This window comes from Pseudomonas sp. PA27(2017), assembly GCF_001945445.1.
Lineage (GTDB): Bacteria > Pseudomonadota > Gammaproteobacteria > Pseudomonadales > Pseudomonadaceae > Aquipseudomonas.
The window spans coordinates 1-25,616 of the sequence record NZ_MSXW01000003.1; the positions used below are offsets into that span (position 1 = coordinate 1).

The window sequence follows — 25,616 nt, forward strand, 5'->3', positions numbered from 1 at the left end:
CGTGGGCTCAAGCGAACAGAAGCCCTGACCATCCTGGCCCGTAAACTCGCTCGTATCGCCTTTGCGCTGATGCAGAAGCAGGTCGATTACAACCCCGAAAAAGGGGGATCCTTGACATAGAATCTCCCACAAAAACGGGCCAAGTTCTTAGGGTGGTTCAGGGTGCGTAGCTGACGCTTCGTCTGCGCGCCCCTATCCATCCCGAGGCCCGCACCTACAGCCACGTAGGGTGGATGACGCTCTTTTCATCCACCATTGCAATCGCAGAGCGGTGGACGGGTCGGGCCGCGTAGGTGAAGCGTCGTCTACGCGACCCGGTCCACCCTACGATCGGCCGATTGCGCCCCTTTGCAGGCAGCGGCGCTGAAGTCGAGCCGCTCTTAAAGGAAAGGCAGGATACCGATGATGCCCTTGTCTTCTTCCTTGGGCTTGTCTTCGATTGGGCACTCGGGGCGTACGCCGTAATCATCCTTTTCGCAGGGGCGCACCTTGCGCTTCTGGGCCAGGGACACACGCTTCATGTGAAAGGGCTGGCTGGGCGTGCGTTCGACGATGATGCCGCCTGCGGTGATGATCTCCACGGCGATCTGATGGGTGCCGCGGTCGATGTTCTCCAGAGGAAACACCGGGCTGCGCCCGACGTTGCCGTAGGGCTCGCCATCGAGCAGCAGGCGGTAGCTGTGGCCTGGGTGCAGGGCCGGTTCGGCATTGACGGTGACGATCAGGTTGCCGGCGTTGTCGTTGATGGTCGCATCGGGCTGCGGAATGGTGATGCGCAGCAGCTCATAGCTGAGGATCGGCCCACTGGGCGCAGCGGGTGCCGGTGGGGAGAGGCGGCGGGTAGGCGGCTCGATACGGTTCGAGGGCGCCATCTGCACCTGCGTGGCATTGCCGTTGCGCGGGCTGTCGGTAAACACCCGGTTCCCGTCGGCATCCACGTAGGTGTAGACCTGGGCAACGCTTGGCAGGGTGATCAGCAACAGGGCGAAGAGCAGCGTGCGCATGGCGCTCAGTTACCCCGGGCCGGACTGTTGGTGCTGACTCGCTGCACCGTGAAGGTGCGCGTCTCGCTCTGCTGAACGATGTGCTCGCCCTGTATCACCGCCACGGCAATGCTGTGCTCGCCGCGGTCAAGTTCGGTCAGCTGCAGGCGCGGTACGTTGCTCGGCTGCCCGTAGGGCTTGCCGTCGACCAGCAGGCGCAGGCTATGACCAGGGCCCAGGCGCGGTTCGATGGTCACGCCCACGGAAAAAGTGCCATTGTTGGCGCGCAGCGCTTCTTCGCTGGGCAGGTCGCGCAGTTCGAGAATCTGATAGGGGTTTTGTGGCAGTTCGCTCAGGCGCGGTTCATTCGCGCGAGTGCTCGGTGGCGTCGGCTGGCTGCTGGTGTTGATCGGCTTGAGCTCGACGCTTTCCGCCTTGGTACCTTCCGGCGGCTGATTGGTGAACACCGTATTGCCGTTGGCGTCGGTGTACTTGTAGATCTGCGCGCTGACCGGCAGGGCCAGGATCAGCAGCAGGCAAGCGAGCGTGCGGCGCATCGAGCCGGTCTCCTGTCGGGTGATGTCGATAGCCTTGCACCGCCATCGCGTGCTGGCAAGCGCGCGTCGCCAAGGATTTGCACTGGCACCGAAAAATAGTCGGGCATGAAAATGGCCAAGAGCCATTTTCAACGTCCCTTGCGACTGCCCGCAGGATAGTCGTCAGAGATGGCAGGCCATAAAAAAGCCTCCCCGGCAGAACCGGGGAGGCTTCGTCGCGCTACAAACTGTAGCGAGGCCAGCTTAGACGCTGTAGTACAGGTCGTATTCCAGCGGGTGTACGAAGGTACGTACCTTGATTTCTTCTTCCGATTTCAGCTCGATGTAGGCATCGATGAAGTCGTCGGAGAATACGCCGCCCTTGGTCAGGAACGCGCGACCCTTGTCCAGCTCTTCCAGGGCTTCTTTCAGGCTGCCGCAAACCTGCGGGATCAGCTTGCCTTCTTCCGGCGGCAGGTCGTACAGGTTCTTGTCCGCTGCGTCGCCAGGGTGGATCTTGTTCTGGATGCCGTCCAGGCCGGCCATCAGCAGTGCAGCGAAGGCCAGGTACGGGTTGGCAGCCGGATCCGGGAAGCGAGCTTCGATGCGGCGCGCTTTCGGGCTGGAAACGTACGGGATACGGATCGAGGCGGAACGGTTACGGGCCGAGTAGGCCAGCATGACCGGCGCTTCGAAGCCGGGAACCAGACGCTTGTAGGAGTTGGTCGACGGGTTGGTGAAGCCGTTCAGGGCCTTACCGTGCTTGATGATGCCGCCGATGAAGTACAGAGCGGTTTCCGACAGGCCGGCATAGCCTTCACCTGCGAAGGTGTTCTTGCCGTCTTTGGAGACCGAGATGTGTACGTGCATGCCCGAGCCGTTGTCGCCGTACAGAGGCTTCGGCATGAAGGTAGCGGTTTTGCCGTAGGCATCGGCTACGTTGTGCACGCAGTACTTCAGGGTCTGGGTTTCGTCAGCCTTGGCAACCAGGGTGTTGAACTTCACACCGATTTCGTTCTGGCCGGCAGTCGCCACTTCGTGGTGGTGCACTTCGATGACCAGGCCCATTTCTTCCATGGCATTACACATGGCAGTACGGATTTCGTGGTCGTGGTCGCACGGCGGAACCGGGAAGTAACCGCCTTTGACGGCCGGGCGGTGGCCTTTGTTACCGCCTTCGACGTCTTGGTCGGTCATCCAGGAGCCTTGTTCGGAGTAGATCTTGAACATGGAGCCGGAGATGTCGGACTTGAACTTCACTTCGTCGAAGATGAAGAACTCGGGTTCCGGGCCCACGAAGACGGTATCACCGATACCGGTGGTCTTCAGGTATTCCTCGGCGCGACGAGCGATGGAGCGCGGGTCGCGGTCGTAGCCCTGCATGGTGCTCGGCTCGATGATGTCGCAGACCAGGATCAGGGTCGGCTCTTCGGTGAACGGGTCGAGCACGGCAGTGCTGTCGTCCGGCAGCAGGATCATGTCGGAGGCTTCGATGCCTTTCCAGCCATGGATGGAGGAGCCGTCGAACATCTTGCCGACTTCGAAGAATTCGTCGTCCAGGGCGTCACGGGCCGGCATGGTCACGTGGTGCTGCTTACCCTTGGTGTCGGTGAAGCGCAGGTCTACCCACTTCACGTCGTGTTCTTTGATCAGTTGAACAGCCTTAGACATGTTGTCCTCCAGGTGGATAGGGTCGTTCGTTGACCCTTCTTTGAGTTCGTGACGCCGGGCCAGATAGTCTGCCAGGACACCCTGCCTCACAAGGGAGCAATATGCATGCCAGTGCCCCGTCATGGACGCGCACCCCGGAAATCGGTGTTTTGGTGGGCATGGAGGCCACAAAATCAATCATCAAGGCACCTTGTTGGTGCGATTTCCATCGGTTGTGTTCAGTTTTGGTGCTCGTACAGATTGTTTGCGGATTTTTGATCAAAGGTTGAGCAATTTCCTTTATAATCCGCGCCCCTGTTTTTCAGGCCCTGGCCCCCGACATTTGCTCCCATGAAACTGATCGTCAAAGTCTTTCCGGAAATCACCATCAAGAGCCCGCCGGTTCGCAAGAACTTTATCCGGCAGTTGGCCAAGAACATCCGCGTGGTGTTGCGTGATCTCGACCCGCAACTGCAGGTGACCGGTGTCTGGGACAATCTGGAAGTGAAGACCGAGGTGGCCGAGCCCAAGGTCCAGCAGGAAATCATCGAGCGCCTGAGCTGCGTGCCGGGCATCGTGCACTTCCTGCAGATCGACGAATACCCGCTCGGCGACTTCGACGACATCGTCGCCAAGTGCAAGCTGCATTATGGCGAGCTGCTGGCCGGCAAGATTTTCTCTGTTCGCTGCAAGCGCGGCGGCCGCCACGCGTTCTCCTCCATCGATGTGGAGCGCTATGTCGGCAGCCAGCTGCGCCAGCAGTGCGGCGCCGCCGGTATCGACCTGAAGAAACCCGAGGTCGAGGTGCGCATCGAGATTCGCGATCAGCGCCTGTACGTCATTCATCACCAGCACCCCGGCCTGGGCGGCTACCCCTTGGGTTCGCTGGAGCAGACCCTGGTGCTGATGAGCGGCGGCTTCGACTCCACCGTGGCGGCCTACCAGATCATGCGCCGTGGCCTGATGAGCCACTTCTGCTTCTTCAACCTCGGCGGTCGTGCCCACGAGCTGGGCGTGATGGAAGTCGCCCACTACCTGTGGAAGAAGTACGGCAGCAGCCAGCGCGTGCTGTTCATCAGCGTGCCGTTCGAGGAAGTGCTCGGCGAGATTCTCGGCAAGGTCGACAACAGCTACATGGGCGTGACCCTCAAGCGCATGATGCTGCGTGCCGCCAGCCGCCTGGCCGAGCGCTTGCAGATCGACGCGCTGGTGACCGGCGAGGCGATCAGCCAGGTATCCAGCCAGACCCTGCCGAATCTCTCGGTGATCGACTCGGTCACCGACAAGCTGGTGCTGCGCCCGCTGATCGCCAGCCACAAGCAGGACATCATCGACACCGCCGAAGCCATCGGCACGGCCGAGTTTGCCCGCCACATGCCCGAGTACTGCGGCGTGATTTCGGTGAACCCGACCACCAAGGCCAAGCCCCATCGCGTCGCCCATGAAGAACAGCAGTTCGACATGGCGGTGCTCGAGCGCGCCCTTGAGCGCGCCCGCCTGATCGCCATTGATCGCGTGATCGAAGAGCTGGGCCAGGACGTGCAGGTCGAGGAAGTCACTGATGCGCTGCCCGGCCACGTGGTGATCGACATTCGCCACCCCGACCAGGCCGAAGACGAGCCGCTGGAAATCGAGGGCGTGGAAGTCCAGGCGCTGCCGTTCTACGCCATCAACAATCGTTTCAAGGAGCTGGACGAGAACCGCCAGTACCTCCTTTATTGCGACAGGGGCGTCATGAGCCGCCTGCATGCCCATCACCTGCTGAGCGAGGGGCATGCCAATGTGCGCGTTTATCGTCCGGCATAAGACGCCCGGGCTCAATGGCGGCAGCATCCGCCATCGCCCTCCCGACCCGATTGGCGGCGAGTTTGCCGCCACACAGCCTTAACAGACTGCCTTTACCCTTAATCCCGATTTTTCGCGTTGGGCCCTCGAAGCAACTGCCGGGTAGCCCGACCCAACCTACGAGACCACTACTGTGATCGAGAATCTACGCAACATCGCCATCATCGCCCACGTTGACCATGGCAAGACCACCCTGGTCGACGCCCTGCTGCGTCAGTCCGGTACCCTGGAGCGCAGCGAGCTCAACGACGAGCGCGTGATGGACAGCAACGACCAGGAAAAAGAGCGCGGCATCACCATTCTGGCCAAGAACACCGCCATCAAGTGGAACGACTACCGCATCAACATCGTCGACACCCCCGGACACGCCGACTTCGGCGGTGAAGTAGAGCGCGTGATGTCGATGGTCGACTCCGTACTGCTGGTCGTCGACGCCCAGGACGGCCCGATGCCGCAAACCCGTTTCGTGACCAAGAAGGCTTTCGAAGCCGGTCTGCGTCCGATCGTGGTGATCAACAAGATCGACCGTCCGGGCGCGCGCCCTGACTGGGTCATGGATCAGATCTTCGACCTGTTCGACAACCTCGGTGCTACCGAAGAGCAACTGGACTTCCAGGTCGTCTACGCCAGCGCCCTGAACGGCATCGCCGGTCTGGACCACACCGACATGGCCGAAGACCTGACCCCGCTGTACCAGGCCATCGTTGACCACGTCCCGGCGCCGAACGTCGACGTCGACGGCCCGTTCCAGATGCAGATTTCGGCACTGGACTACAACAGCTTCCTGGGCATCATCGGTGTTGGCCGTATCGCCCGTGGCCGCGTCAAGCCGAACACCCCGGTCACTGCCATCGACACCGAAGGCAAGAAGCGTAACGGCCGTATCCTCAAGCTGATGGGCCACCACGGTCTGCACCGCGTGGACGTCGAAGAAGCCACTGCTGGCGACATCGTCTGCGTCAGCGGCATGGACGAGCTGTTCATCTCCGACACCCTGTGCGACCAGAACAACGTCGAGGCCATGAAGCCGCTGACCGTCGACGAGCCGACCGTTTCCATGACCTTCCAGGTCAACGATTCGCCGTTCTGCGGCAAGGAAGGCAAGTTCGTCACCAGCCGCAACATCAAGGAGCGTCTGGACAAGGAGCTGCTGTACAACGTGGCCCTGCGCGTCGAAGAAGGCGACTCGGCCGACAAGTTCAAGGTCTCCGGCCGTGGTGAACTGCACCTGTCGGTTCTGATCGAGAACATGCGTCGCGAAGGTTTCGAGATGGGCGTTGGCCGTCCGGAAGTGATCATCCGTGAAGTCGACGGCGCCAAGCACGAGCCGTACGAAAACGTCACCATCGACATCCCGGAAGAATCCCAGGGCAAGGTCATGGAAGAAATGGGTCTGCGTAAGGGCGACCTGAGCAACATGGTGCCGGACGGCAAAGGTCGCGTACGCCTGGAGTACAACATCCCGGCTCGCGGTCTGATCGGCTTCCGTAACGCCTTCCTGACCCTGACCAACGGTGCAGGCATCCTGACCTCGATCTTCGACCGTTACGACGTGATGAAGTCGGGCCACATGTCCGGCCGCCAGAACGGCGTTCTGGTATCGATCGATACCGGCAAGGCGCTGACCTACTCCCTGGAAACCCTGCAGGCGCGCGGCAAGCTGTTCGTCGAGCACGGCCAGGAAGTCTACAACGGTCAGATCATCGGCCTGAACAGCCGCGACAACGACCTGGGCGTCAACCCAACCAAGGGCAAGAAGCTCGACAACATGCGCGCTTCGGGTAAGGACGAAACCATCGCCCTGGTTCCGCCGGTTCGCTTCACCTTGGAGCAGGCTCTGGAATTCATCCAGGATGACGAGCTGTGCGAAGTCACGCCGAAGTCGATCCGTCTGCGCAAGAAGATCCTCGACGAAGGCGAGCGTACCCGCGCTGCCAAGAAAGCCAAGAACTGATCCGGTTCTAGCTGCCTAGAAAGCCCCCGCCGGCGTGAGCCTGCGGGGGCTTTTTCATGGGCGCAGATTGATGGGGCGATCAGGCCGCTTCGGCTTCATCGCGATCGAGCACCAGTTCCTGAATCGCCTCGCCGACCTCCTCGAACAACTTGCCGGCCTCGGCATCCTCATCGAGCGCCTCGGCGCAGGCAAGAATCACCAGGGCGTCGTCACCTTGCGGGTTGGCGATGCCCATGTGGCAGGCGCGGTGTTGCTGGGTACCGGTTTTCTGCACGAAGGGCACTTGCTCACTCAGGCCAGCCTCCAGCCGGTAGGCCTCGTAGCTGTCCAGGCCCATGATGTCGTAGAGCAGCCTGGTGCTCGCTTCGGACAGCAGTTCGCCTTTGGCCAGTTTGCCGAAGAGCTGGCCGTAGGCGACCAGTGTCGCGCCGTTCAGGCCGGTTTCGTAGTAGCGCCGGTAGGCTTCGTCGAGGTCGCGGGTCTCGAGCTGATCGGGTTTCATCTTCAGGGCATTGGCCACCGCTTCGACGCGCTGCGGGCCGAGTGGCGCGGCGGCGATCTCGACGATCTGGCGATTTTCCAATGAGCGCGCGTCGGGGTGCAGTTGCCCGTACAGTTCGCGGCGCACCTCGAGCAGGCGGGTCACCTTGCCGAAGTCGCGGCCGGCGGCTGCCGCAATGCGCTCGTTGATACGCTGTGCCCCGGCTGCGCGAATCAGCATGTCGGCGGCGGTGTTATCGCTCTCCTGCAGCATCCCGCGCAGCAATTCGCTAATGCTGTAACGGGCGCCGGCGTCTTCCCACACCAGGCCGCCGGAGCCGTCGACCCGGTCGCCTTCCTCTAGGGTGATCGGCTGGTCGAGCTGCAGCTTGCCGTCATCTACCTCCTGCAGCACGGCGATGGCGATCGCCGCCTTGGTGGCCGAGGCCAGGTACCAGGTGCGATCAGCCTGATGGTTCAGCTCGCTGCCGTCGGCAGGGCGCAGCAGGTAAACGCCCAGTTGGCCGGGGGAGGCCTCGTCGAGTTCGCGCAACCGCTCGGCCAACGCCTCGAAGCGCTCGTCGCGCTGGGGCGTCGCCCATAGCCAGAGCGACAGCGCCGCGCAGCCGAGCAGGGCAAGGCCTGTGAGCAGAAATTTCATGGCCATTCCCTCAGTTGAGTGCGTCACGGGTCAGGACGCCCGATGCGCTCAGCGCTTCGCCAACCTGGCGCAGGGTGCGCTCGGCCTTGGCCAGCGACAGTTCGCCCTCCACGCAGGCGACGATCAGCACCGGCTCGGCAGCGCCGCGTTCGGGCGTGCGGATCAGCCCCGAGTCGCAGATGCGTGCGCGCTGGGTGCCGGTCTTGTGGGCGAAGTGGGCGTCTTTCGGCAGCCCGGCAATGATACGTTTGCTGCCGGTCTTGACCCGGCCCATCACCGCCAGCAGGTAGGCCGTCTGCGCCTGGCCCAGCGCCTGGCCATCGGCCAGGCGTTCGAGCAGCTCGCCATAGGCTGAGAGCGTGGCGGCGTTGAGGTTGCTGCGATAGTAGGCGGTGTAAGCGCTGCCCAGGCTGATGGGTGCCAGGGCCGAGCGTGGGACGCCGAGCAGCTCGGCCAGGCGGTTCAGGCGCGCGTCGTCCTGGCGTGCCTGGCGCAGGCGCAGCAGGTCGCGACCACCCAGTTTTGCGGCCGCCGGGTGCAGTTCGGCATAGATATGCCGGCGCACGTCGCCCAGCGTGGTAATCGGCTCGAAGCCCTCGGGCGCCAGTTCACGTACCAGCGCATTCACGGCATCCAGGCTGACCAGGCGAATCAGCCGGTCGGTGGCGGTGTTGTCGCTGTAGATGATCATCTGCTCGAGCAAAAAGCGCACGCTCAGGCGCTCGCCGGGGCCGTACTGGTTGGTGCTGCCGGCACCGTCGACGAAATCGTTGGCGGCGAGCGGCAGGCGCGTATCGAGCTGCCAGTCGCCGCGCTCGACACCGCGCAGCACGGCGATGGCCACGGGCACCTTGATGCCGGATGCCATGTACCACAGCCGCTCGGCCTGCAGGGTCACCGCCAGGTTACTGTGCAGGTCCTTGACGTACACGCCGAGCTCGCCGTCCTGCTTGGCGGCTGTTGCCTGCAGGCGTTCGAGCAGCGGCTCCTGCCAGTCAGGTCGCCCGGTTTCGGCCGTGGCGGTGCCTGCCAGTGCCGCGGCGAGGGCGACGAACAGGGTCCTGGCGAGCAGTCGGGAGCGCATGCGAATCCTCCGGGTGGCGGTGCGGGCCGGTGTGGAGGATTCGAGGGATCAGCGAAGCGAGGTGTTCAGGCTCGCGGGTAACCAGACGTTGCAGACTATTTCGGCCGCCAGGCGCAATAGCCGGGGCGCGGGCCAATCTTGGGGTGATTGCGGCAGGTGTCCGGGCGCCGGTCGTAGATGGTGCACAGCCGGGTCTTGCGATCCAGGTAGTAGCAATCGTTGTTGCTCATGCGCGTCAGGGTGAAGATCCCGGACTTCTGATTGAAGCGCTCGACCAACCCGTCCTTCTGCAGGCGTTTGGCGATGTTGCGAGGCGGTTCGCCGCGCTCGAACTCGTCGACCACGCCGATGCGGATCAGGTCATTGAGGCGCACCTCGACCGGCAACTGACAGCAGCTGGAAATGCAGCTATGGCACATGTCGGCGTTATAGCGCGCCCAGGTATCGAGGCGGTCTATTTCCGCGGCGGCGATCAGGTTGCTTTTCATCTTGGAGGGTTTCGCGTGGTTGGCGGCGCGCGATCATAGCGATGTTGCGGAAATTGTGAACAGCTATCCGCCGGCTGGCGCTCACCTACACCTGCCACAGTCATGAATGAGCAATAAAAACCTGCTGAAAATGTGATGAATTGCAGTATCGTATCGGCGAAAATTCTTGCCTTACCTGTGCGCATCCTTCTTGGACTCGCGGCGCGGGTTGACTCTAGGCTGCCAGGTGCCCGCTCCTGGCCTTCTTTCCTGAGCCTGTTGCAATGGATGCGTCCGCCTTGCTTGCCTCCCTCTCGCGTTGCGCTGCACCGCGTCTGGCCTGTTCTCGCTTCCAGGCGGGCAGGGTGGCAGCATGAATTCGTGCCTGGTCAACGCCTGGCGCCTGGATTTCGCGGTACTGCTTACCGTGGTGGTCTGCGTGGGCGGCGTGCTGCTGGCTCGCTGGGTGATCAACCAGCGCGATTTCCCAGGGCGCGACACCTTCATCCTGATGCACCTGGCGAGCATGTGGTGGATGGCCATGGCCGGCCTGGAAGTCGCCTCCGTGGCGCCCGAGTGCAAGATGCTCTGGGCCACCATGTCGTGGCCGGGCATCATCAGCGTGCCGACGTTCTGGGCGGTGTTTCTCTGGCAATACGTCAGCAGCGTACGCAAGCCGCTGAGCCGCCGTTCGATGCTGGGCATGATCCTCATGCCGCTGCTGATCTGGCTGGTGGTGCTGAGCAATCCCTGGCACGGCCTGTTCTACGGCGCCGCCACGGGGCCGGTGTCTGACGAGCCGGGGGCACCGATTCGCTACGACCACGGCCCGCTGTTCTACGCCACGGCGGTGTACGTCTATCTTTTCATGAGCTTCAGCCTGGGCGTGGTGCTGCGCGCAGCCTTGATTAGCCATGGCGTGCACCGGCGTCATTATCTGGCGTTCGTACTGGTCACGGCAGTGCCCTGGTCGGCCAACATCGCCTATGTCGGTTTTGGTTTCGTGGTATTTGGCGTCGACCCGACGCCGTTCAGTTTCGTCTTCACCTTGGCGGCCTTTTCCTGGCTGATCCTCGGCGTGCGGCTTTTCGACATGGTGCCCGTCGCCCGCCACCTGCTGCTCGAAGCGCTGCCCGATCCGGTGATGGTGGTCGACACCCAGTGGCGGGTGATCGAGGCCAACCAGGCGGCCCTCAAGCTCGGCGGGCTCGATCCCGATTGGCAGGGGCGCAGGCTGCAGGACTGGCCGGGCTTCGGCAGCGCCCTGCAGGCGCAACTGGTCGAGCAGGGCGAGCTGCGTGAGCCGTTGTTGATCCAGAGCGACGCCCACCACTACTTCGAAGTGCGCATGCGCCCCATCGAGCGGCTGACTCGCCACGGCATCCTGGTGCTGGGCCAGTTGCTCTACCTGCGCGACGTCACCCAGCGGCAGATCGCCAAACTCAAGCTCGCCGACGCGCTGGCGTTGAGCGAGGAGCGCCTGCGCACCATCACCAGCCTGCACGAGCAACTGCGCGAACAGGCGCTCTGCGACCCGCTGACCGGGCTGTACAACCGCCGCTACCTGGACGAACTGTTCGGTCGCGAACTGGCACGTTCGCGGCGCGAGAAGTCGCCGCTGGCGCTGGCGCTGATCGACCTCGATCACTTCAAACGGCTCAACGACGAGTACGGGCACCTGGATGGCGACGACGTACTCAAGAGCGTGGCCCAGTATCTGCTGGTGAACTTGCGCAGTTCCGATACGGTCTTTCGTATCGGCGGCGAAGAGTTCCTGCTCATTCTCCCCGGTGCCGATGCCCGCGAAGCGATCAAACGCCTCGAGGCCATCTGCCAGGGGCTGGCGCAAAAACCGATCGAAACCCGCAGTGGCGTGCGCCACGTGACCCTCTCGGCTGGCCTTTCGCTGTGGCCCGAGCAGGGCAAGGCGCTCGACGAGCTGCTGCAGGCTGCCGATGCCGCTTTGTACGAAGCCAAACGTCGCGGACGTAACCGTGTGTGCAGCTTGCTGCCGCGCGTTGACACCACGGCGGCTGAGGCACCCGTTCCTGGAAAGGGTTAAACTCCTTTCGATTACCTTCCTTCCCGGAGTCCTTCATGTCCCGCGTTACCCTGAGTCGTTACCTCATCGAGCAGACCCGTAGTCAAAACACCCCGGCCGATCTGCGCTTCCTGATCGAAGTGGTGGCGCGTGCATGCAAGGAAATCAGCCATGCCGTTTCCAAGGGCGCCCTGGGCGGCGTGCTCGGCAGCATGGGCACCGAGAACGTGCAGGGTGAAGTGCAGAAGAAGCTCGACGTGATCTCCAACGACATCCTGCTCGAAGCCAACGAATGGGGCGGTCACCTGGCCGGCATGGCCTCCGAGGAAATGGACAACGCCTACCAGATCCCCGGCAAGTACCCCAAGGGTGCCTACCTGCTGGTATTCGACCCGCTGGACGGCTCCTCGAACATCGACGTCAACGTCTCGGTGGGCACCATCTTCTCGGTGCTGCGCTGCCCCAGCGAATACCTGAGCCAGAACGAAAGCCTCAACGAGAAGGCCTTCCAGCAGCCGGGCACCCAGCAGGTCGCCGCCGGTTACGCCATCTACGGCCCGCAGACCATGTTGATCCTGACCCTGGGCAACGGCGTCAAGGGTTTCACCCTGGACCGCGAACTGGGCAGCTTCGTACTCACCCACGACAACATCAGCGTGCCGGAAAGCACTGCCGAATTCGCCATCAACATGTCCAACCAGCGCCACTGGGAAGCCCCGGTCAAACGCTACGTGGACGAGCTGCTGGCCGGCAAGGAAGGCCCGCTGGGCAAGAACTACAACATGCGCTGGATCGCCTCGATGGTTGCCGACGTGCACCGCATCCTGACTCGCGGCGGCCTTTTCATGTACCCGCGTGACAGCCGCGAGCCGGACAAGGCCGGCAAGCTGCGCCTGATGTACGAAGCCAACCCGATGTCGTTCATCATCGAGCAGGCCGGTGGCGCCGCCACCGATGGGGTGCAGCGCATCCTCGACATCCAGCCCGACTCCCTGCACCAGCGTGTCCCGGTCTTCCTGGGTTCCAAGGAAGAAGTCGAGCGCGTCACCGGCTACCACAAGGCCTGAGCGATGATGCCCTGGCAGCCGTTGCTCGACTGGTGGTTCGGCCCCGCGGGCGCGGCTGCGCAGAGCGCCGCCGAGAAGCACCAGCTGTGGTTCGGCAAGCGTGACGAGCAGGATGCCGAAGCGCGTGAGCGTTTCGGCGTGCTGGTCGAACAGGCGTTGGCTGGCGAGTTGCAGGGCTGGTCAGGCGACCCGCGTGGCTGGCTGGCCCATGTGCTGCTGCTCGACCAACTGCCTCGCATGATCCATCGCGACACGCCGCTGGCCTTCGCTGGCGATGCGCGAGCGCGCGAACTGGCCGAGGAAGGCATCACCCTGGGCTGGGATCGCGAGCTGTCGCCGCTGCAGCGGGTGTTCGTCTACCTGGTGCTGGAACACGCCGAGAACCCGCTTCAGCAGGCGCGCGCCGTGCAGCTGTTCGGTGAACTGGCCGAAGGCGCAGGCGATGCGGAACGCGAGCTGTTCGCTGGCTTTCTCGATTACGCTCGGCGCCATCAGCAGGTCATCCAGCGCTTCGGGCGTTTTCCCCATCGCAACGAGATTCTCGGGCGCGTCAGCACCGCGGACGAGTTGCGCTTTCTCGAGGAACCGGGCTCGCGCTTCTGACGTCGAACCGGCATCTGGCATCCATCGCACTACGGAGATATCCCATGCGCCTGCGCTCTCTCGCGCTGCTGGCAGCTTTTGTCGTTGTGGCCGCCTGCGGCAAGGTCAATCAGGAAAATTATGCCAAGCTCTATTCGGGCATGAGCAAGGCCGAGGTCGAGAACCTGCTCGGCACGGCCACGGAATGCTCGGGCGCGCTGGGCATGTCCAGCTGCACCTGGGGCGACCAGGTGAGTTTCATCAGCGTCCAGTACGCCGGTGACAAGGTAATCATGTTTTCTGCAAAAGGACTGAAGTGATGAACAAACGTACCCTGGGTGTGATGGCGCTGGGCGCCTTGCTGCTGGTCGGCTGCGCCAACTCCGGCACTGGCGAGGCGCCGCCGAAGACCGTCGAGTCCGTCGACCTGCAGCGCTATCAGGGCACCTGGTACGAGGTGGCGCGCCTGCCGATGTTCTTCCAGCGCAATTGTGTGGAATCCGAGGCTCACTACGGCCTGCTGGATGACGGCAGCGTGTCGGTGACCAACCGTTGCCGCGAAGCCGATGGCGAGTGGACCCAGGTCGAGGGCCGCGCCGTGCCCCAGGTCGAGGGCAAGACCGACAAACTGTGGGTAACCTTCGACAACTGGTTCAGCCGCCTGCTGCCCGGCGTGAGCAAGGGCGAGTACTGGGTGCTGGATCTGGATGACGACTACCAGACCGCCCTGGTCGGCCACCCGAACCGCAAATACCTGTGGCTGCTGTCGCGCACGCCGACCATTTCCAACGAAGTGCGTGACGAGCTGCTGTCGGTGGCCCGCGCCCAGGGTTACGACACCAGCGAGCTGATCTGGCGCGACGGCGCCAAGCCCGCCGAGTAAGTCAGCCTTCGAGGGCGGATTCGGCCTGGCTGGATTCGCCCTCCGCCGTCGTTCGCTCTCACTGCCATTCCAATCGCGCGAGTTTCCATTCTCCGTCGTCCTGCCACCATTCCAGTTTCACCGTGTAGTGCCGGGCACTATCGGGGATCAGCCCTTCGGCACCGGTCAATGCTACCTGTGCATCCGTGTAACCCTTGTCATGATAGGTCGTGTCCACGCGGCTGTTCTTGCTCAGGGCCAGCACCTTGACGGTGTTGTGGCGCAGAAACAACAGGGTCATGGTGCGCTTGGCCCAGTCCCGGTCATTGCTTTGCTGGGCGCGGAATTCGCCGTGCAGCTGGTCGAGCACTGCCGTTGTCCTTTTCGCTTCGAGGTTGTCCTGTAGCTGCTGCACAGCGGCTTCCAGCCTGGCCTGCGGGTCGTCCTTGGCACCGCAGCCACTCAGTAGCAGGGCGAGCAGCAGCAGGGGTGTGGCAAATTTCCGTATCGGCATGCCGAATTTCCTTTTCATGGTTATGATGCCCGAACGAGCGCAGTAGCCCGCGACGCGCGAGCGGCACGAGCCTATCTCAATTCTTCCGCAGGAGGGCACCATGCAGACGCTGTATCCGGAGATCAAACCGTACGCCCGTCACGAGCTGGCGGTAGACGCCCCGCACGTTCTCTATGTGGACGAGAGCGGCTCGGCGGATGGTCTGCCGGTGCTGTTCGTGCACGGCGGCCCTGGCGCCGGTTGCGATGCGGCGAGCCGCCGCTATTTCGACCCGAACCTGTACCGCATCGTCACCTTCGACCAGCGCGGCTGCGGCCGCTCCACGCCCCATGCCAGCCTGGAAAACAACACCACCTGGGATCTGGTCGCCGACATGGAGCGCATCCGCGAGCAGTTGGGCATCGACAAGTGGGTGCTGTTCGGCGGCTCCTGGGGCTCGACCCTGTCGCTGGCCTACGCCCAGAAGCATCCGGACCGCGTGCAGGCGCTGATCCTGCGCGGCATCTTTCTGTGCCGCCCGCAGGAGTTCAAATGGTTCTACCAGGAGGGTGCCAGCCGGCTGTTCCCCGATTACTGGCAGGATTACCTCGCGCCCATTCCCGCCGAGGAGCAGGGCGACCTGATGCAGGCGTTCTACAAGCGCCTGACCGGCGCTGACCAGATCGCCCAGATGCACGCCGCGAAGGCCTGGTCGTGCTGGGAAGGGCGCACCGCCACCCTGCGCCCCAACCCGCAGGTGGTCGAGCGTTTCGCCGAGAGCCTGCGCGCGCTGTCGATCGCCCGCATCGAGTGCCATTACTTCGTCAACGATGCCTTCCTCGAGCCCAATCAACTGCTGCGCGACATGCCCAAGATCGCCCACCTGCCAGGCATCATCGTGCACGGTCGCTACGATGCCATCTGCCCGCTGGACAACGCCTGGGCGCTGCACCAGGCCTGGCCCAACAGCGAGCTGCAGATCATCCGCGAGGCCGGCCATTCGGCCGCCGAGCCAGGTATCGCCGATGCGCTGGTGCGCGCCGCCGACGAGATCGCCCATCGCCTGCTCGACCTGGCGCCGGACGAAGCATGAAGGCACTGCTGCAACGCGTTTCCAGCGCCCGTGTGGATATCGCCGGCGAGAGCGTGGGCGCCATCGAGCAGGGCCTGCTGGTGTTGGTTGGCGTCGAGCCGCAGGACAACGAGGCCAGCTGCGCCAAGTTGCTGCACAAGCTGCTCAATTACCGGGTGTTCAGCGACGCGGCCGGCAAGATGAACCTGTCACTCAAGGACATCGGCGGCGGCCTGTTGCTGGTTTCCCAGTTCACCCTTGCCGCCGATACCCGCAGCGGCCTGCGCCCCGGCTTCTCCACTGCCGCGCCGCCCGCCTTGGGCGAAGCGCTGTTCGACCACCTGCTCGAACAGGCACGTGCGCAACACCCGCAGGTCGCCAGCGGGCGCTTCGGTGCCGACATGCAGGTACAGCTTGTCAACGACGGGCCTGTGACCTTTTTGCTGGAAACCTGATCGAGGCCGCTCACTGGCCTGCTTCTTGCCTTCCCGCAGACGGCTCTACGCTACTGTTTGTCGCTGATCCGGCGCGTATCTCTCGCCATCGGCGGCGATCACGGTTAGCATGCCGCGCCGCCTTATCGAAGGGCCAGCCACTTGCACCGTGCCGGTGCACGAGCCTGAGCCGGCCCCATAATCGTTTGCCTTTCAGGAGCAAGAATGAAAAAGCTTGTCGCCTCACTGCTGTTATCCGTCTGCGCCTTCACGGGCATCGCCCAAGCTGGCGTCATCGACGACGCGGTCAAGCGCGGTACCCTGCGCGTGGGCATGGACCCGACCTACATGCCCTTCGAGATGACCAACAAGCGCGGTGAGATCATCGGCTTCGAAGTCGACCTGCTCAAGGCCATGACCAAGGCCATGGGCGTCAAGCTGGAGCTGGTTTCCACGTCCTACGACGGCATCATCCCGGCCCTGCTGACCGACAAGTTCGACATGATCGGCTCGGGCATGACCCTGACCCAGGAGCGCAATCTGCGCATCAATTTCTCCGAGCCCTTCATCGTGGTCGGCCAGACCCTGCTGATCCGCAAGGAACTGGCTGACAAGGTCAAGAGCTACAAGGACCTGAACAGCGCCGACTACCGCATCACCTCGAAGATCGGCACCACCGGCGAGATGGTCGCCAAGAAGCTGATCGCCCAGGCCAAGTACAGCGGCTTCGACAACGAGCAGGAAGCGGTGATGGACGTGGTCAACGGCAAGGCCGATGCCTTCATCTACGACGCACCGTACAACGTCGTGGCGGTGAACAAGGCCGGTGCCGGCAAGCTGGTGTTCCTCGATGAGCCGTTCACCTTCGAGCCCCTGGCCTTCGGCCTGAAGAAGGGCGATTACGACAGCATCAACTGGATCAACAACTGGCTGCACCAGATCCGCGAAGACGGCACCTACGATCGTATTCATGCCAAGTGGTTCAAGAGCACTAACTGGCTGAAAGAGATGGAATAAGCGCGCTAGCGCTTCATCTCCGCTACACCCGGCGCGCGGCTAGTCCGCGCGCTTTCATGTTGGCAACTCAACGGGTAGACACTCACCGTGGCTAAACAGAAGAAAGCCCAGTGGCCCTGGCACCTGCTGACCGGGCTGATCCTGGTCCTGGGTATCCTGGCGATCTGGTATTCCACCTCGCTGATCTCCTACGAATGGCGCTGGAATCGCGTTCCCCAGTACTTCGCCTACCACGCCGAAGAGGCGCAGCGCGCGGCCGACTATGGCAGCGTCGAGAGCATCAGCCGCGAGGGTAGCGACGCCCTGGTCACGCTGCTCGGCGAAGGCGGCGAACAGCAGCAGCTCACTGTGGCCGGCGACAGCCTGCAACTGAGCGAAGGCGACGACGTCGCCGAGGGCGATGTCATTGGCGTCAACCGCCATTGGGCCGCCGGGCCGCTGCTCTGGGGGCTCTGGACCACCCTGTGGATTTCCGTGGCGGCGGGCGTGTTCGGCTTGCTGATCGGCCTGGTCACCGGCCTGTGCCGGCTCTCGGCCAACCCGACGCTGCGCCACCTGTCGACGATTTACGTCGAACTGGTGCGCGGCACGCCGCTGCTGGTGCAGATCTTCATCTTCTATTTCTTCATTGGCACGGTGCTCGATCTATCCCGCGAGTTCGCCGGCGTGGCGGCGCTGGCGTTGTTCACCGGCGCCTATGTCGGCGAGATCGTGCGCGCCGGTGTGCAGTCCATCGTTCGTGGCCAGGATGAAGCGGCCCGTTCACTGGGGCTGAGCGCCGCGCAGTCGATGCGCCATGTGATCCTGCCGCAAGCGTTCAAGCGTGTGCTGCCGCCATTGGCCGGGCAGTTCATCAGCCTGGTCAAGGACACCTCGCTGGTCTCGGTGATCGCCATTACCGAGCTGACCAAGAGCGGCCGCGAAGCCATCACCACCTCGTTCTCCACGTTCGAGATCTGGTTCTGCGTCGCGGCCCTTTATCTGGTGATCAACCTGCCGCTGTCGCAGATCGCCAACCGCCTGGAACGGAGGCTCGCGCAAAGTGATTGAAGTCCGTGATCTGATCAAGGTGTTCGACGCCCGCGGCCAGCAGGTGCGCGCCGTCGATGGCGTGACCACCCAGGTGGCACGCGGCGAGGTGCTGGTGGTGATCGGCCCGTCCGGCTCCGGCAAGTCGACCTTCCTGCGCTGCCTCAATGGCCTGGAAGAACTGGACGAAGGCTCGGTGAGCATCGATGGCCTCGATCTCGCCAACCCGAAGACCGACATCAATGCCTACCGTCGTGAAGTCGGCATGGTGTTCCAGCACTTCAACCTGTTCCCGCACATGACCGTGCTGGAGAATCTGTGCCTGGCGCAGAAGGTCGTGCGCAAGCGCGGCAAGGCCGAGCGTGAAGCCAAGGCCCGGGCGCTCCTCGACAAGGTGGGCATCGGCCAGAAGGCCGGTGAGTTTCCGTCGCGCCTCTCTGGCGGCCAGCAGCAGCGCGTGGCCATAGCCCGCGCCCTGTGCATGGACCCCAAGGTGATGCTGTTCGACGAGCCTACCTCGGCCCTCGACCCGGAAATGGTCGGCGAAGTGCTTGACGTGATGAAGCAGCTGGCGCTCGAAGGCATGACCATGGTCTGCGTCACCCACGAGATGGGCTTCGCCCGCGAAGTGGCCGACCGCGTGCTGTTCTTCGATCACGGCAAGCTGCTGGAAGACGCGCCGCCTGCCGAGTTCTTCGCCCAGCCGAAGGATGCGCGTGCCCAGGCGTTCTTGCGGCAAGTGTTGTAGCGAGAAGGGTTGAGTCGCTTCGAGGCAAAAGCGGCCGCTCAAACCAACCTGTGGGAGCCCCGACCTCGGGGCGAAACGATTGCAGCCTGACTGCCTATTTCGGCGGTGCCTGAGCGATTCGCCGCGAGGTCGCGACTCCCACAGTGGATCGGGGAATGTCCGCTAACGCCACAACGCGGCCCCTAAGGCGTCGCTTCGAGCGCGCATCGCTCCGGCAGTTTTCCAGAACCATTCACGCCTGCCCCAGTCCCAATGTTCTCAATTTCATACGAGGACGTTAAGGCGTGAAAACCGTTCTAGCCCTGCTGGCCGCTGCCATTACCCTGCCGGCGATGGCCGATCAGCCGACTCTCTACGGTCGCTACGAATACATTCAACTGCCTCAGCTCGGCCAGACCCTCAAGGCCAAGATGGACACCGGTGCGATGACCGCTTCGCTGTCCGCCCGTGACATCGAGCAGTTCGAGCGTGATGGCGAGGACTGGGTGCGTTTCCGCCTGGCCGTCGATGATGCCGACGATAAGGTCTTCGAGAAACCCCTGGCGCGTGTCACCGAGATCAAGAACCGCGCGGAGGAGGGCAGCTCTGCCAAACCGTCCTATTCCGCGCGCCCGGTGGTCAACATGGACATCTGCCTGGGCGAGGAGCTGCGTAACATCGAGGTCAATCTTACCGACCGCCGCCACTTCGACTACCCGTTGCTGATCGGTGCCAGCGCCATCCGTAAACTGGATGCGGCCATCGACCCCTCCAATCGCTATACCGCTGAGCGGCCCAGCTGTTGATTTGCAAAGACTGCGCTTCCCTTTCGCGCAGTCCGGTGTGATTCTTGCCTCGAAATGGCACATTGCCACGGCGTTTTTGGACCGTGGCGCGTTCCGAGGTGATGTATGTGGGGATTGCTCAAACCGGGTATACGCGTGCTGGAGCGCGTCAGCTTCGCCCGCAAGTTCCAACTGTTGTTCGTGCTCTTCGTCATCCCCCTGGGCTACGCGCTCTGGGTGATGATGAGCGGCAACCTCGAGCGCATCGAGGTGCTACGCAGCGAGGTAGACGGCATGCAGGGCGTGCAGGCGCTGGGTGCGGTCGAGCAGGAGCTGCATGAGCAACGCCTGTTGCTGGCACGCTGGAAGGGTAATGACAAGGCGGCCGAGGCGCTCCTGCGCGAGCGTAGCGGCAAGCTCGGCGAGGCTCTGGCGGCCGCGGCCGAGCAGGTAAAGCTCACGCCCAGCGAGGAAACCGGCCGGCAACTCGAGGCCTTGCAGGCTTCGGTGGCTGAGCTGGACCTAGCGGTGTTGGGTAAAATGGCACTGCTCGACGCACTCGAGCGTTACCAGAGCACACTCTCGCTGCTCACCGTGCTACGTGAGCAGGTCGCGACCGACAGTGGCCTGATTCTCGATCCCTTCCTCGACACCTACCTGATGATGGAGCAGCTGACGCTGACCCTGCCGCGCCTGTCCGAGAATCTGGGCAGCTTCGCCAGCCAGGGATATGGTTCGCTGGTGGCGCAGCATTTCACCCTGCAGAACCGGGTGGCGGTGCGTGACCTGCGCCGTTCGCTGGAACAAGCTGGTGCACAGATCGCCAAATCGCGCACCGCTTTGCAGCAGGCTTCGCCGCGGGTTTTGCAAACCCTGCAGCAGCCTTACGCCCAGGTCGAAGAGGGCCTGCAGAAATTTTTCGCCGAGGTCGACCGCGACATGTTCGAGGCCAGCCCCATGGTGCTGCAGCCTGCGCAGTTCGTGCAGCAGGTTCAGGCGTTGCAGGAAAACCTCAAAGGCCTGCGCCAGGCGGTATACGAGCAGTTCAACTCCAACATCGGCGACTATCGGGGCAATGCCCGCCAGGACATGCTGCACACCACGTTGATCTTCGCCGTGCTGACCCTGCTGGCGCAATATCTGCTGCTGTGCCTCAACGCCTCCATCCGTCGCAGCACCGCCGGCATCATCCAGGCCGCCGAGGGCCTGCGTGACGGCGATTTGCGGGTGTGCATGCAGGTGCATGGCGCCGACGACCTGGCGGCGATCTCCACCGCCCTGAACACCGCCGTCGCCCAGTTGCGCGATTCCATGCAGGGTGTTGGCCGCGAAGGGCGGAGCCTCGATGAGACCGTGCGTAGTCTGGGAAGCCAGGCGGCGGGCTCGCTGAACGCGGTCGAACAGCAGCAGGCACAGATGAGCCAGATCGCCACCGCTGCCACGCAGATGGCCGCCACCGCCCAGAGCGTTGCGCAGAGCTGCGAGCAGGCCGCCCAGGAAGCCGGGCAGACCCGCGAGATCGCCAACCAGAGCAACCAGCGCAGCGCCCGCACCAGCGCCAGCATGCGTGAGCTCAGCGGGCGTCTGGCCGGCAGCGCGCAGACCCTGCAGAAGCTGCGCCAGCAGACCGAGCAGATCACCCGGGTGGTCGACGTGATCAAGGGCATCGCCGAGCAGACCAACCTCCTGGCACTCAATGCGGCCATCGAAGCGGCGCGTGCCGGTGAGCAGGGGCGTGGCTTCGCGGTGGTCGCCGATGAGGTGCGCTCTTTGTCGCAGCGCACCCAGAACTCCACGGCGGAGATCGCCCAGACCGTTGGTGATCTGCACAAGGTGGTGGGCCAGTCCGTCGCCGAGATGGAGCAGGCCATGCATCAGGCCGAGGGCGATGTGGGTAACGTGCTGGCGATGAGTGCGGATCTCGACGGCATCGTCGAGTCGGTGCAACGCGTCAGTGACCGCTTGGCGCAGATCGCCACCGCTGCCGAGCAGCAGGCTGCGACCGCCGACGAGGTGAGCGGCAATATTCAGCAAGTCGATCAGGCGGCCAGCGAGCTGCTGGACGGCGCACGCATGGTCAGCGACGCCAGTGAGCAACTGCGTCGCGGCAGCGAAACCCTGTCGCGTAACACCGGCCGTTTTCGCGTGGAATGAGAGCAGGGCGAAAGCTGGTCGATAAATGAACGATCCTCTGCAGGCCTCGATTTCACTGGCCTGCAGAGGATGATCTTCAGGTTGTCCACAGGCTCATGCACGGGCATTGTGCATGAATGCTCGTCTGCTGCCGCAGCCGGATTACAGGTCTGCAAAAGTCAGTAATGTCAAGCGATACAATAGGTTGGAGAATCCCTGGATGGACCTGATCAATAACTGATCAGGCGTCCAAATGCCACGCATGGCGTGGCCTCCACGGTTCGATACCAGGGTTATCCACAGAATCTTCCACGGCTATTGTGTATAGCGATCTGCCTTGGCGAAGATTTTTGTGGATGGAAATGCCTCATCGCTCAAAGCGCGAATATTTTCATCACCTCTGATCATTGCTCAGGAAATGATCAGTGCGCTGGAGCGCCCGGTTGTCATGGTCTGTAGCCGGCCATGCAAAGGTTATCCACAAAGTGTTCCACTCAAGTTGTGTATTGTCCCCAGTGTGCCGACGTATCCACGTGTCTTGACAGAATTCCTTTAGTAACAGCGGGTTGTCACGTTTTCATCTGTGAATAAAGCGCTGGTCAAATAATGATCGGTTGACCAGAAGGCGCGTTTCCAGTGGCGTTCAGCACTTAGCTCCAAGCTTATCCACAGAACGGTCCACTTGTTTTGTGCATGAGTACCGGCGCTTCATGCTATTGACGCTGACCACGGCCTCGCGCAGGCTCCGCACCCCACGTGCCGCAAGGATGCCAACCATGGCGACAATCCTGATCGTCGAAGATGAAGCCGCAATCGCCGATACCCTGGTTTATGCCCTGCAGGCCGAGGGCTTCGGCACCCGCTGGTCGACCCTGGGTGGCGAAGCGCTGGCACTGCTCGAGCGCGAGGGTTACGACCTGGTGATTCTCGACGTCGGCTTGCCCGACATCAGCGGCTTCGAGGCCTGCAAGCGGTTGCGGCGGTTTTCCGAAGTGCCGGTGATGTTCCTGACCGCGCGCAATGACGAGATCGACCGCGTGGTGGGGCTGGAGATCGGCGCCGATGATTACGTGGTCAAGCCCTTCAGCCCGCGGGAGGTGGCGGCGCGGGTCAAGGCCATTCTCAAGCGCGTGGCGCCCCGCGAGCCTGTCACCAGGCCCAGCGAAGGCCCGTTTCATCTCGACAGCGAGCGGGTGCGCATCGACTACCACGGCCAGCCCCTGAGCCTGACCCGACTCGAATTCCAGTTGCTGCAATGCCTGCTCGGCCAGCCCGAGCGGGTGTTCAGCCGCGAGCAGTTGCTCGACGCCCTGGGCGTGCCGGCCGACGCCGGCTACGAGCGCAATATCGACAGCCATATCAAGAGCCTGCGCGCCAAGCTGCGCCAGGTCGCGCCCCAGGCCGAGCCGATTCAGACCCATCGTGGGCTTGGCTACAGCCTGCGGCTCGAATAGCGATGCTCACCGTTCAGGAGGCCTGCTGATGCCGCTTGGAGTCCGTATCTTTCTGGCCTACTTCCTGTTCGTCGGGTTATCCGGCTGGTTCGTGCTGAGCACGGTGATGGATGAGATCCGTCCCGGCGTGCGCCAGTCCACCGAGGAGACCCTGGTCGATACCGCGCACCTGTTGGCGGTGCTGCTGCGCGAAGACGTGCGCGATGGCCGCCTCGCCCAGGGGCAGTTGCCCGAGTTGCTCAAGGCCTACGGGCAGCGCCAGCCCGGTGCGCAGATCTGGGGCGTGGCGAAGAACCAGGTCAACCACCGCATCTACGTCACCGATGCCAATGGCGTCGTATTGCTCGATTCCAGCGGCCTGGCGGTAGGGCAGGACTATTCGCGCTGGAACGACGTCTACCTGACCCTGCAGGGGCGTTATGGCGTGCGCTCCACCCGGGAGGATCCGAACGACCCGGATTCCTCCGTGATGTACGTGGCCGCGCCCATCGTCGATGGCGAGCGGATTCTTGGTGTGGTGTCGGTGGCCAAGCCCAATCGCACGTTGCAGCCTTATATCGAGCGCTCGCAGCGGCGCCTGGGCTGGCTCGGTGCCGGGCTGATCGGCCTGGGCCTGCTGGTCGGCGGTTTGCTCAGTTGGTGGCTGAGCGGCTCGCTGCGTCGTTTGACCCGTTATGCCCAGGCGGTCAGCGAGGGCCAGCGCGCCGAGTTGCCCCAGGTCCGTGGCGGCGAACTCGGGCAACTGGCCCAGGCGGTGGAGCGCATGCGCACCGAGCTGGAGGGCAAGGCCTACGTCGAGCGCTATGTGCACACCCTGACCCATGAACTGAAGAGCCCGCTGGCGGCGATCCGCGGCGCCGCCGAGCTGCTGGAAGGCGAGATGCCCGAAGCCCAGCGCCAGCGTTTCGTGGCCAATATAGGCGAGGAAGGCGAGCGCCTGCAAAACCTGGTCGAGCGCCTGCTGCACCTGGCCCAGGTCGAGCAGCGCCAGGGCCTCGAAGAGCGTGTCGCCGTGCCGTTGCAGCCGATGATCGACGAGCTGGTGCGCGCCCAGATGGCGCGTATCGAACAGCGCCAGGTGCGGGTGGACAACCGCGTCGACGCCTCACAGGTCCTGCTCGGCGAACGTTTCCTGCTGCGCCAGGCGCTGAGCAACCTGCTCGACAACGCGCTGGATTTCACGCCGCCCGGTGGGCTGATCCGCTTTACCTGCGCAGCCGATGACGAGGCGGTGCAGCTACGGTTGTTCAATCAGGGGCCGGCGATTCCCGATTACGCTCTGGCGCGCCTGACCGAGCGCTTCTACTCCCTGGCGCGGCCGGCCACCGGGCGCAAGAGCACCGGCCTGGGGCTCAACTTCGTGCAGGAGGTGGCGCAGCTGCACGGGGCGACGCTGAGCATCGCCAACGTCGAGGGCGGTGTGAAGGTGTGCTTGCGCTTCCCGCGCTAAGAACCTGTTCACGCTCTGCTTCGCGTCGGCCCTACTGCGTTAAAAACAGGCTCGGAATGCTCATTTACAGCTCGTAAACTCCGCTTCCTCGCCTGTTTTTGTGGGGCCGCCTAGGCCTTGTAGGGCTCTAGCTCGCTAGATCGTGAACAGGTTCTAGAGGCTGTGGCTGCGACCTCGGCCATGCTGGCGGCGACTTGTGGCAAACACAATGCGTACAGATGCCGGCACTTTGGCTATTCTGAAGCCGTTCGCCAATCTACCGGGACAGGAAGAAAGCGCATGAAAAAGACCGTGGCTGACGTGCTCAAGAGCAAGCCGATATCCAACGTATACAGCGTCACCCCAGACAGCAGCGTGTTCGCGGCGGTGAAACTGATGGCCGAGAAGGGCATCGGCGCCCTGGTGGTGCTCGAAGGCGAGCGCCTGGCCGGCATCGTCAGCGAGCGCGACTACGTGCGCAAGGTGGCGGTACAGGAGCGCTCGCCGGCCAACCTCAAGGTCAGCGAGATCATGACCAGCAAGGTCATTACCGTGACGCCCGAGGAAGACAGCCGCCACTGCATGGAGCTGATGACCACCGGACGCCTGCGCCACCTGCCGGTGATCAGTGACGGTCGGCTGGTTGGCCTGCTCTCCATCGGTGATCTGGTCAAGGACATCATCAGTCAGCAGGAAAATCTGATCCAGCACCTGGAGCAGTACATCCGCGGCGAATGAACGACGCACCAGGCGCGGCGGGTGACGCCTTGGCCCACCCGCTGCGCTGACCTCTCACAATTCCCACATAATCTCCATCCGCGCTCCACGCTG

Annotated in this window: 24 protein-coding genes; 17 read left to right on the forward strand and 7 right to left on the reverse strand. The window is 63.2% G+C overall.

Annotated features, from left to right (window positions below):
* Positions 1–380: 380 nt before the first annotated feature.
* The 3 genes from BVH06_RS01085 to glnA all read right to left on the reverse strand — a co-directional run bounded on the left by BVH06_RS01085 (position 381) and on the right by glnA (position 3,190).
* The gene (locus BVH06_RS01085; protein ID WP_075928788.1) at positions 381–1,004 is read right to left on the reverse strand and encodes a DUF4124 domain-containing protein; all 624 of its coding nucleotides are present in this window, start codon (positions 1,002–1,004) and stop codon (positions 381–383) included.
* 5 nt (positions 1,005–1,009) lie between these two features.
* On the reverse strand, positions 1,010–1,540 hold the full coding sequence (locus tag BVH06_RS01090) for a DUF4124 domain-containing protein (RefSeq protein WP_075928789.1): 531 nt from the start codon (positions 1,538–1,540) through the stop codon (positions 1,010–1,012).
* Between the two features lie 243 nt (positions 1,541–1,783).
* Positions 1,784–3,190 carry a glutamate--ammonia ligase gene (gene glnA / locus BVH06_RS01095; protein WP_070880561.1) on the reverse strand — a complete coding sequence of 469 codons (1,407 nt, stop codon included), beginning with the start codon at positions 3,188–3,190 and terminating at the stop codon, positions 1,784–1,786.
* Positions 3,191–3,520: 330 nt separating this feature from the next.
* Between glnA and thiI the strand changes: the two genes are divergently transcribed.
* Together thiI and typA are read left to right on the forward strand one after the other, a co-directional pair.
* Positions 3,521–4,975 (forward strand): tRNA uracil 4-sulfurtransferase ThiI, encoded by a 1,455-nt coding sequence (gene thiI / locus BVH06_RS01100; protein ID WP_075932885.1) that lies wholly within the window; start codon positions 3,521–3,523, stop codon positions 4,973–4,975.
* A gap of 172 nt (positions 4,976–5,147) precedes the next feature.
* Complete coding sequence (typA, locus tag BVH06_RS01105; protein ID WP_075928791.1) at positions 5,148–6,968, forward strand: translational GTPase TypA; 1,821 nt, start codon at positions 5,148–5,150, stop codon at positions 6,966–6,968.
* Positions 6,969–7,047: 79 nt separating this feature from the next.
* Here typA and BVH06_RS01110 read toward each other — a convergent pair whose 3' ends face one another.
* The 3 genes from BVH06_RS01110 to BVH06_RS01120 all read right to left on the reverse strand — a co-directional run bounded on the left by BVH06_RS01110 (position 7,048) and on the right by BVH06_RS01120 (position 9,681).
* Positions 7,048–8,109 (reverse strand): serine hydrolase, encoded by a 1,062-nt coding sequence (locus BVH06_RS01110; RefSeq protein ID WP_083651815.1) that lies wholly within the window; start codon positions 8,107–8,109, stop codon positions 7,048–7,050.
* A 10-nt stretch (positions 8,110–8,119) separates the two neighbouring features.
* A complete protein-coding gene (locus tag BVH06_RS01115) occupies positions 8,120–9,193 on the reverse strand; it encodes a serine hydrolase (protein ID WP_075932886.1) in 1,074 nt (357 codons plus the stop codon).
* Positions 9,194–9,288: 95 nt separating this feature from the next.
* A complete protein-coding gene (locus tag BVH06_RS01120; RefSeq protein WP_075928793.1) occupies positions 9,289–9,681 on the reverse strand; it encodes a YkgJ family cysteine cluster protein in 393 nt (130 codons plus the stop codon).
* Between the two features lie 352 nt (positions 9,682–10,033).
* Here BVH06_RS01120 and BVH06_RS01125 point away from each other — a divergent pair, with 352 nt between their 5' ends.
* From BVH06_RS01125 to BVH06_RS01145, 5 genes are read left to right on the forward strand one after another with little or no spacing between them, the layout of a single operon-like run.
* The gene (locus BVH06_RS01125) at positions 10,034–11,722 is read left to right on the forward strand and encodes a histidine kinase N-terminal 7TM domain-containing protein (protein ID WP_075932954.1); all 1,689 of its coding nucleotides are present in this window, start codon (positions 10,034–10,036) and stop codon (positions 11,720–11,722) included.
* Between the two features lie 35 nt (positions 11,723–11,757).
* Positions 11,758–12,768: a class 1 fructose-bisphosphatase gene (locus tag BVH06_RS01130; RefSeq protein ID WP_075928794.1), complete on the forward strand. Its 1,011-nt coding sequence runs from the start codon at positions 11,758–11,760 to the stop codon at positions 12,766–12,768.
* A gap of 3 nt (positions 12,769–12,771) precedes the next feature.
* Entirely contained in the window at positions 12,772–13,371 is a 600-nt protein-coding gene (locus tag BVH06_RS01135) for a DUF924 family protein (protein WP_075932887.1), read from the forward strand.
* A gap of 44 nt (positions 13,372–13,415) precedes the next feature.
* Positions 13,416–13,670 (forward strand): hypothetical protein, encoded by a 255-nt coding sequence (locus tag BVH06_RS01140; RefSeq protein WP_075928796.1) that lies wholly within the window; start codon positions 13,416–13,418, stop codon positions 13,668–13,670.
* Positions 13,670–14,233, forward strand: a complete 564-nt coding sequence (locus BVH06_RS01145; protein ID WP_075928797.1) for a lipocalin family protein — start codon at positions 13,670–13,672, stop codon at positions 14,231–14,233. The genes BVH06_RS01140 and BVH06_RS01145 overlap by 1 nt, the downstream gene beginning before the upstream one ends.
* A gap of 58 nt (positions 14,234–14,291) precedes the next feature.
* On the opposite strand, the gene BVH06_RS01150 is transcribed toward BVH06_RS01145, so the two are convergent.
* Complete coding sequence (locus BVH06_RS01150) at positions 14,292–14,726, reverse strand: hypothetical protein (protein WP_075932888.1); 435 nt, start codon at positions 14,724–14,726, stop codon at positions 14,292–14,294.
* Positions 14,727–14,826: 100 nt separating this feature from the next.
* On the opposite strand from BVH06_RS01150, the gene pip reads away from it, so the two are divergent.
* The 10 genes from pip (at position 14,827) to BVH06_RS01200 (ending at position 25,523) form a co-directional block, all read left to right on the forward strand.
* On the forward strand, positions 14,827–15,798 hold the full coding sequence (gene pip / locus BVH06_RS01155; protein WP_075928799.1) for a prolyl aminopeptidase: 972 nt from the start codon (positions 14,827–14,829) through the stop codon (positions 15,796–15,798).
* The gene (gene dtd / locus BVH06_RS01160) at positions 15,795–16,232 is read left to right on the forward strand and encodes a D-aminoacyl-tRNA deacylase (protein ID WP_075928800.1); all 438 of its coding nucleotides are present in this window, start codon (positions 15,795–15,797) and stop codon (positions 16,230–16,232) included. The genes pip and dtd overlap by 4 nt, the downstream gene beginning before the upstream one ends.
* 204 nt (positions 16,233–16,436) lie before the next feature.
* On the forward strand, positions 16,437–17,228 hold the full coding sequence (locus BVH06_RS01165; RefSeq protein WP_075928801.1) for a transporter substrate-binding domain-containing protein: 792 nt from the start codon (positions 16,437–16,439) through the stop codon (positions 17,226–17,228).
* Between the two features lie 87 nt (positions 17,229–17,315).
* On the forward strand, positions 17,316–18,278 hold the full coding sequence (locus tag BVH06_RS01170) for an amino acid ABC transporter permease (protein ID WP_075928802.1): 963 nt from the start codon (positions 17,316–17,318) through the stop codon (positions 18,276–18,278).
* Positions 18,271–19,005: an amino acid ABC transporter ATP-binding protein gene (locus tag BVH06_RS01175; RefSeq protein WP_075928803.1), complete on the forward strand. Its 735-nt coding sequence runs from the start codon at positions 18,271–18,273 to the stop codon at positions 19,003–19,005. Before BVH06_RS01170 ends, BVH06_RS01175 begins: the two co-directional genes overlap by 8 nt.
* A gap of 284 nt (positions 19,006–19,289) precedes the next feature.
* Positions 19,290–19,790: an ATP-dependent zinc protease gene (locus tag BVH06_RS01180; RefSeq protein ID WP_075928804.1), complete on the forward strand. Its 501-nt coding sequence runs from the start codon at positions 19,290–19,292 to the stop codon at positions 19,788–19,790.
* Between the two features lie 105 nt (positions 19,791–19,895).
* Positions 19,896–21,923: a methyl-accepting chemotaxis protein gene (locus tag BVH06_RS01185; protein ID WP_075932889.1), complete on the forward strand. Its 2,028-nt coding sequence runs from the start codon at positions 19,896–19,898 to the stop codon at positions 21,921–21,923.
* 755 nt (positions 21,924–22,678) lie between these two features.
* On the forward strand, positions 22,679–23,356 hold the full coding sequence (gene creB, locus BVH06_RS01190) for a two-component system response regulator CreB (protein WP_075932890.1): 678 nt from the start codon (positions 22,679–22,681) through the stop codon (positions 23,354–23,356).
* Between the two features lie 28 nt (positions 23,357–23,384).
* A complete protein-coding gene (creC, locus tag BVH06_RS01195) occupies positions 23,385–24,806 on the forward strand; it encodes a two-component system sensor histidine kinase CreC (protein WP_075932891.1) in 1,422 nt (473 codons plus the stop codon).
* 279 nt (positions 24,807–25,085) lie between these two features.
* Complete coding sequence (locus BVH06_RS01200; protein ID WP_075928808.1) at positions 25,086–25,523, forward strand: CBS domain-containing protein; 438 nt, start codon at positions 25,086–25,088, stop codon at positions 25,521–25,523.
* The last annotated feature ends 93 nt before the right edge of the window (positions 25,524–25,616 follow it).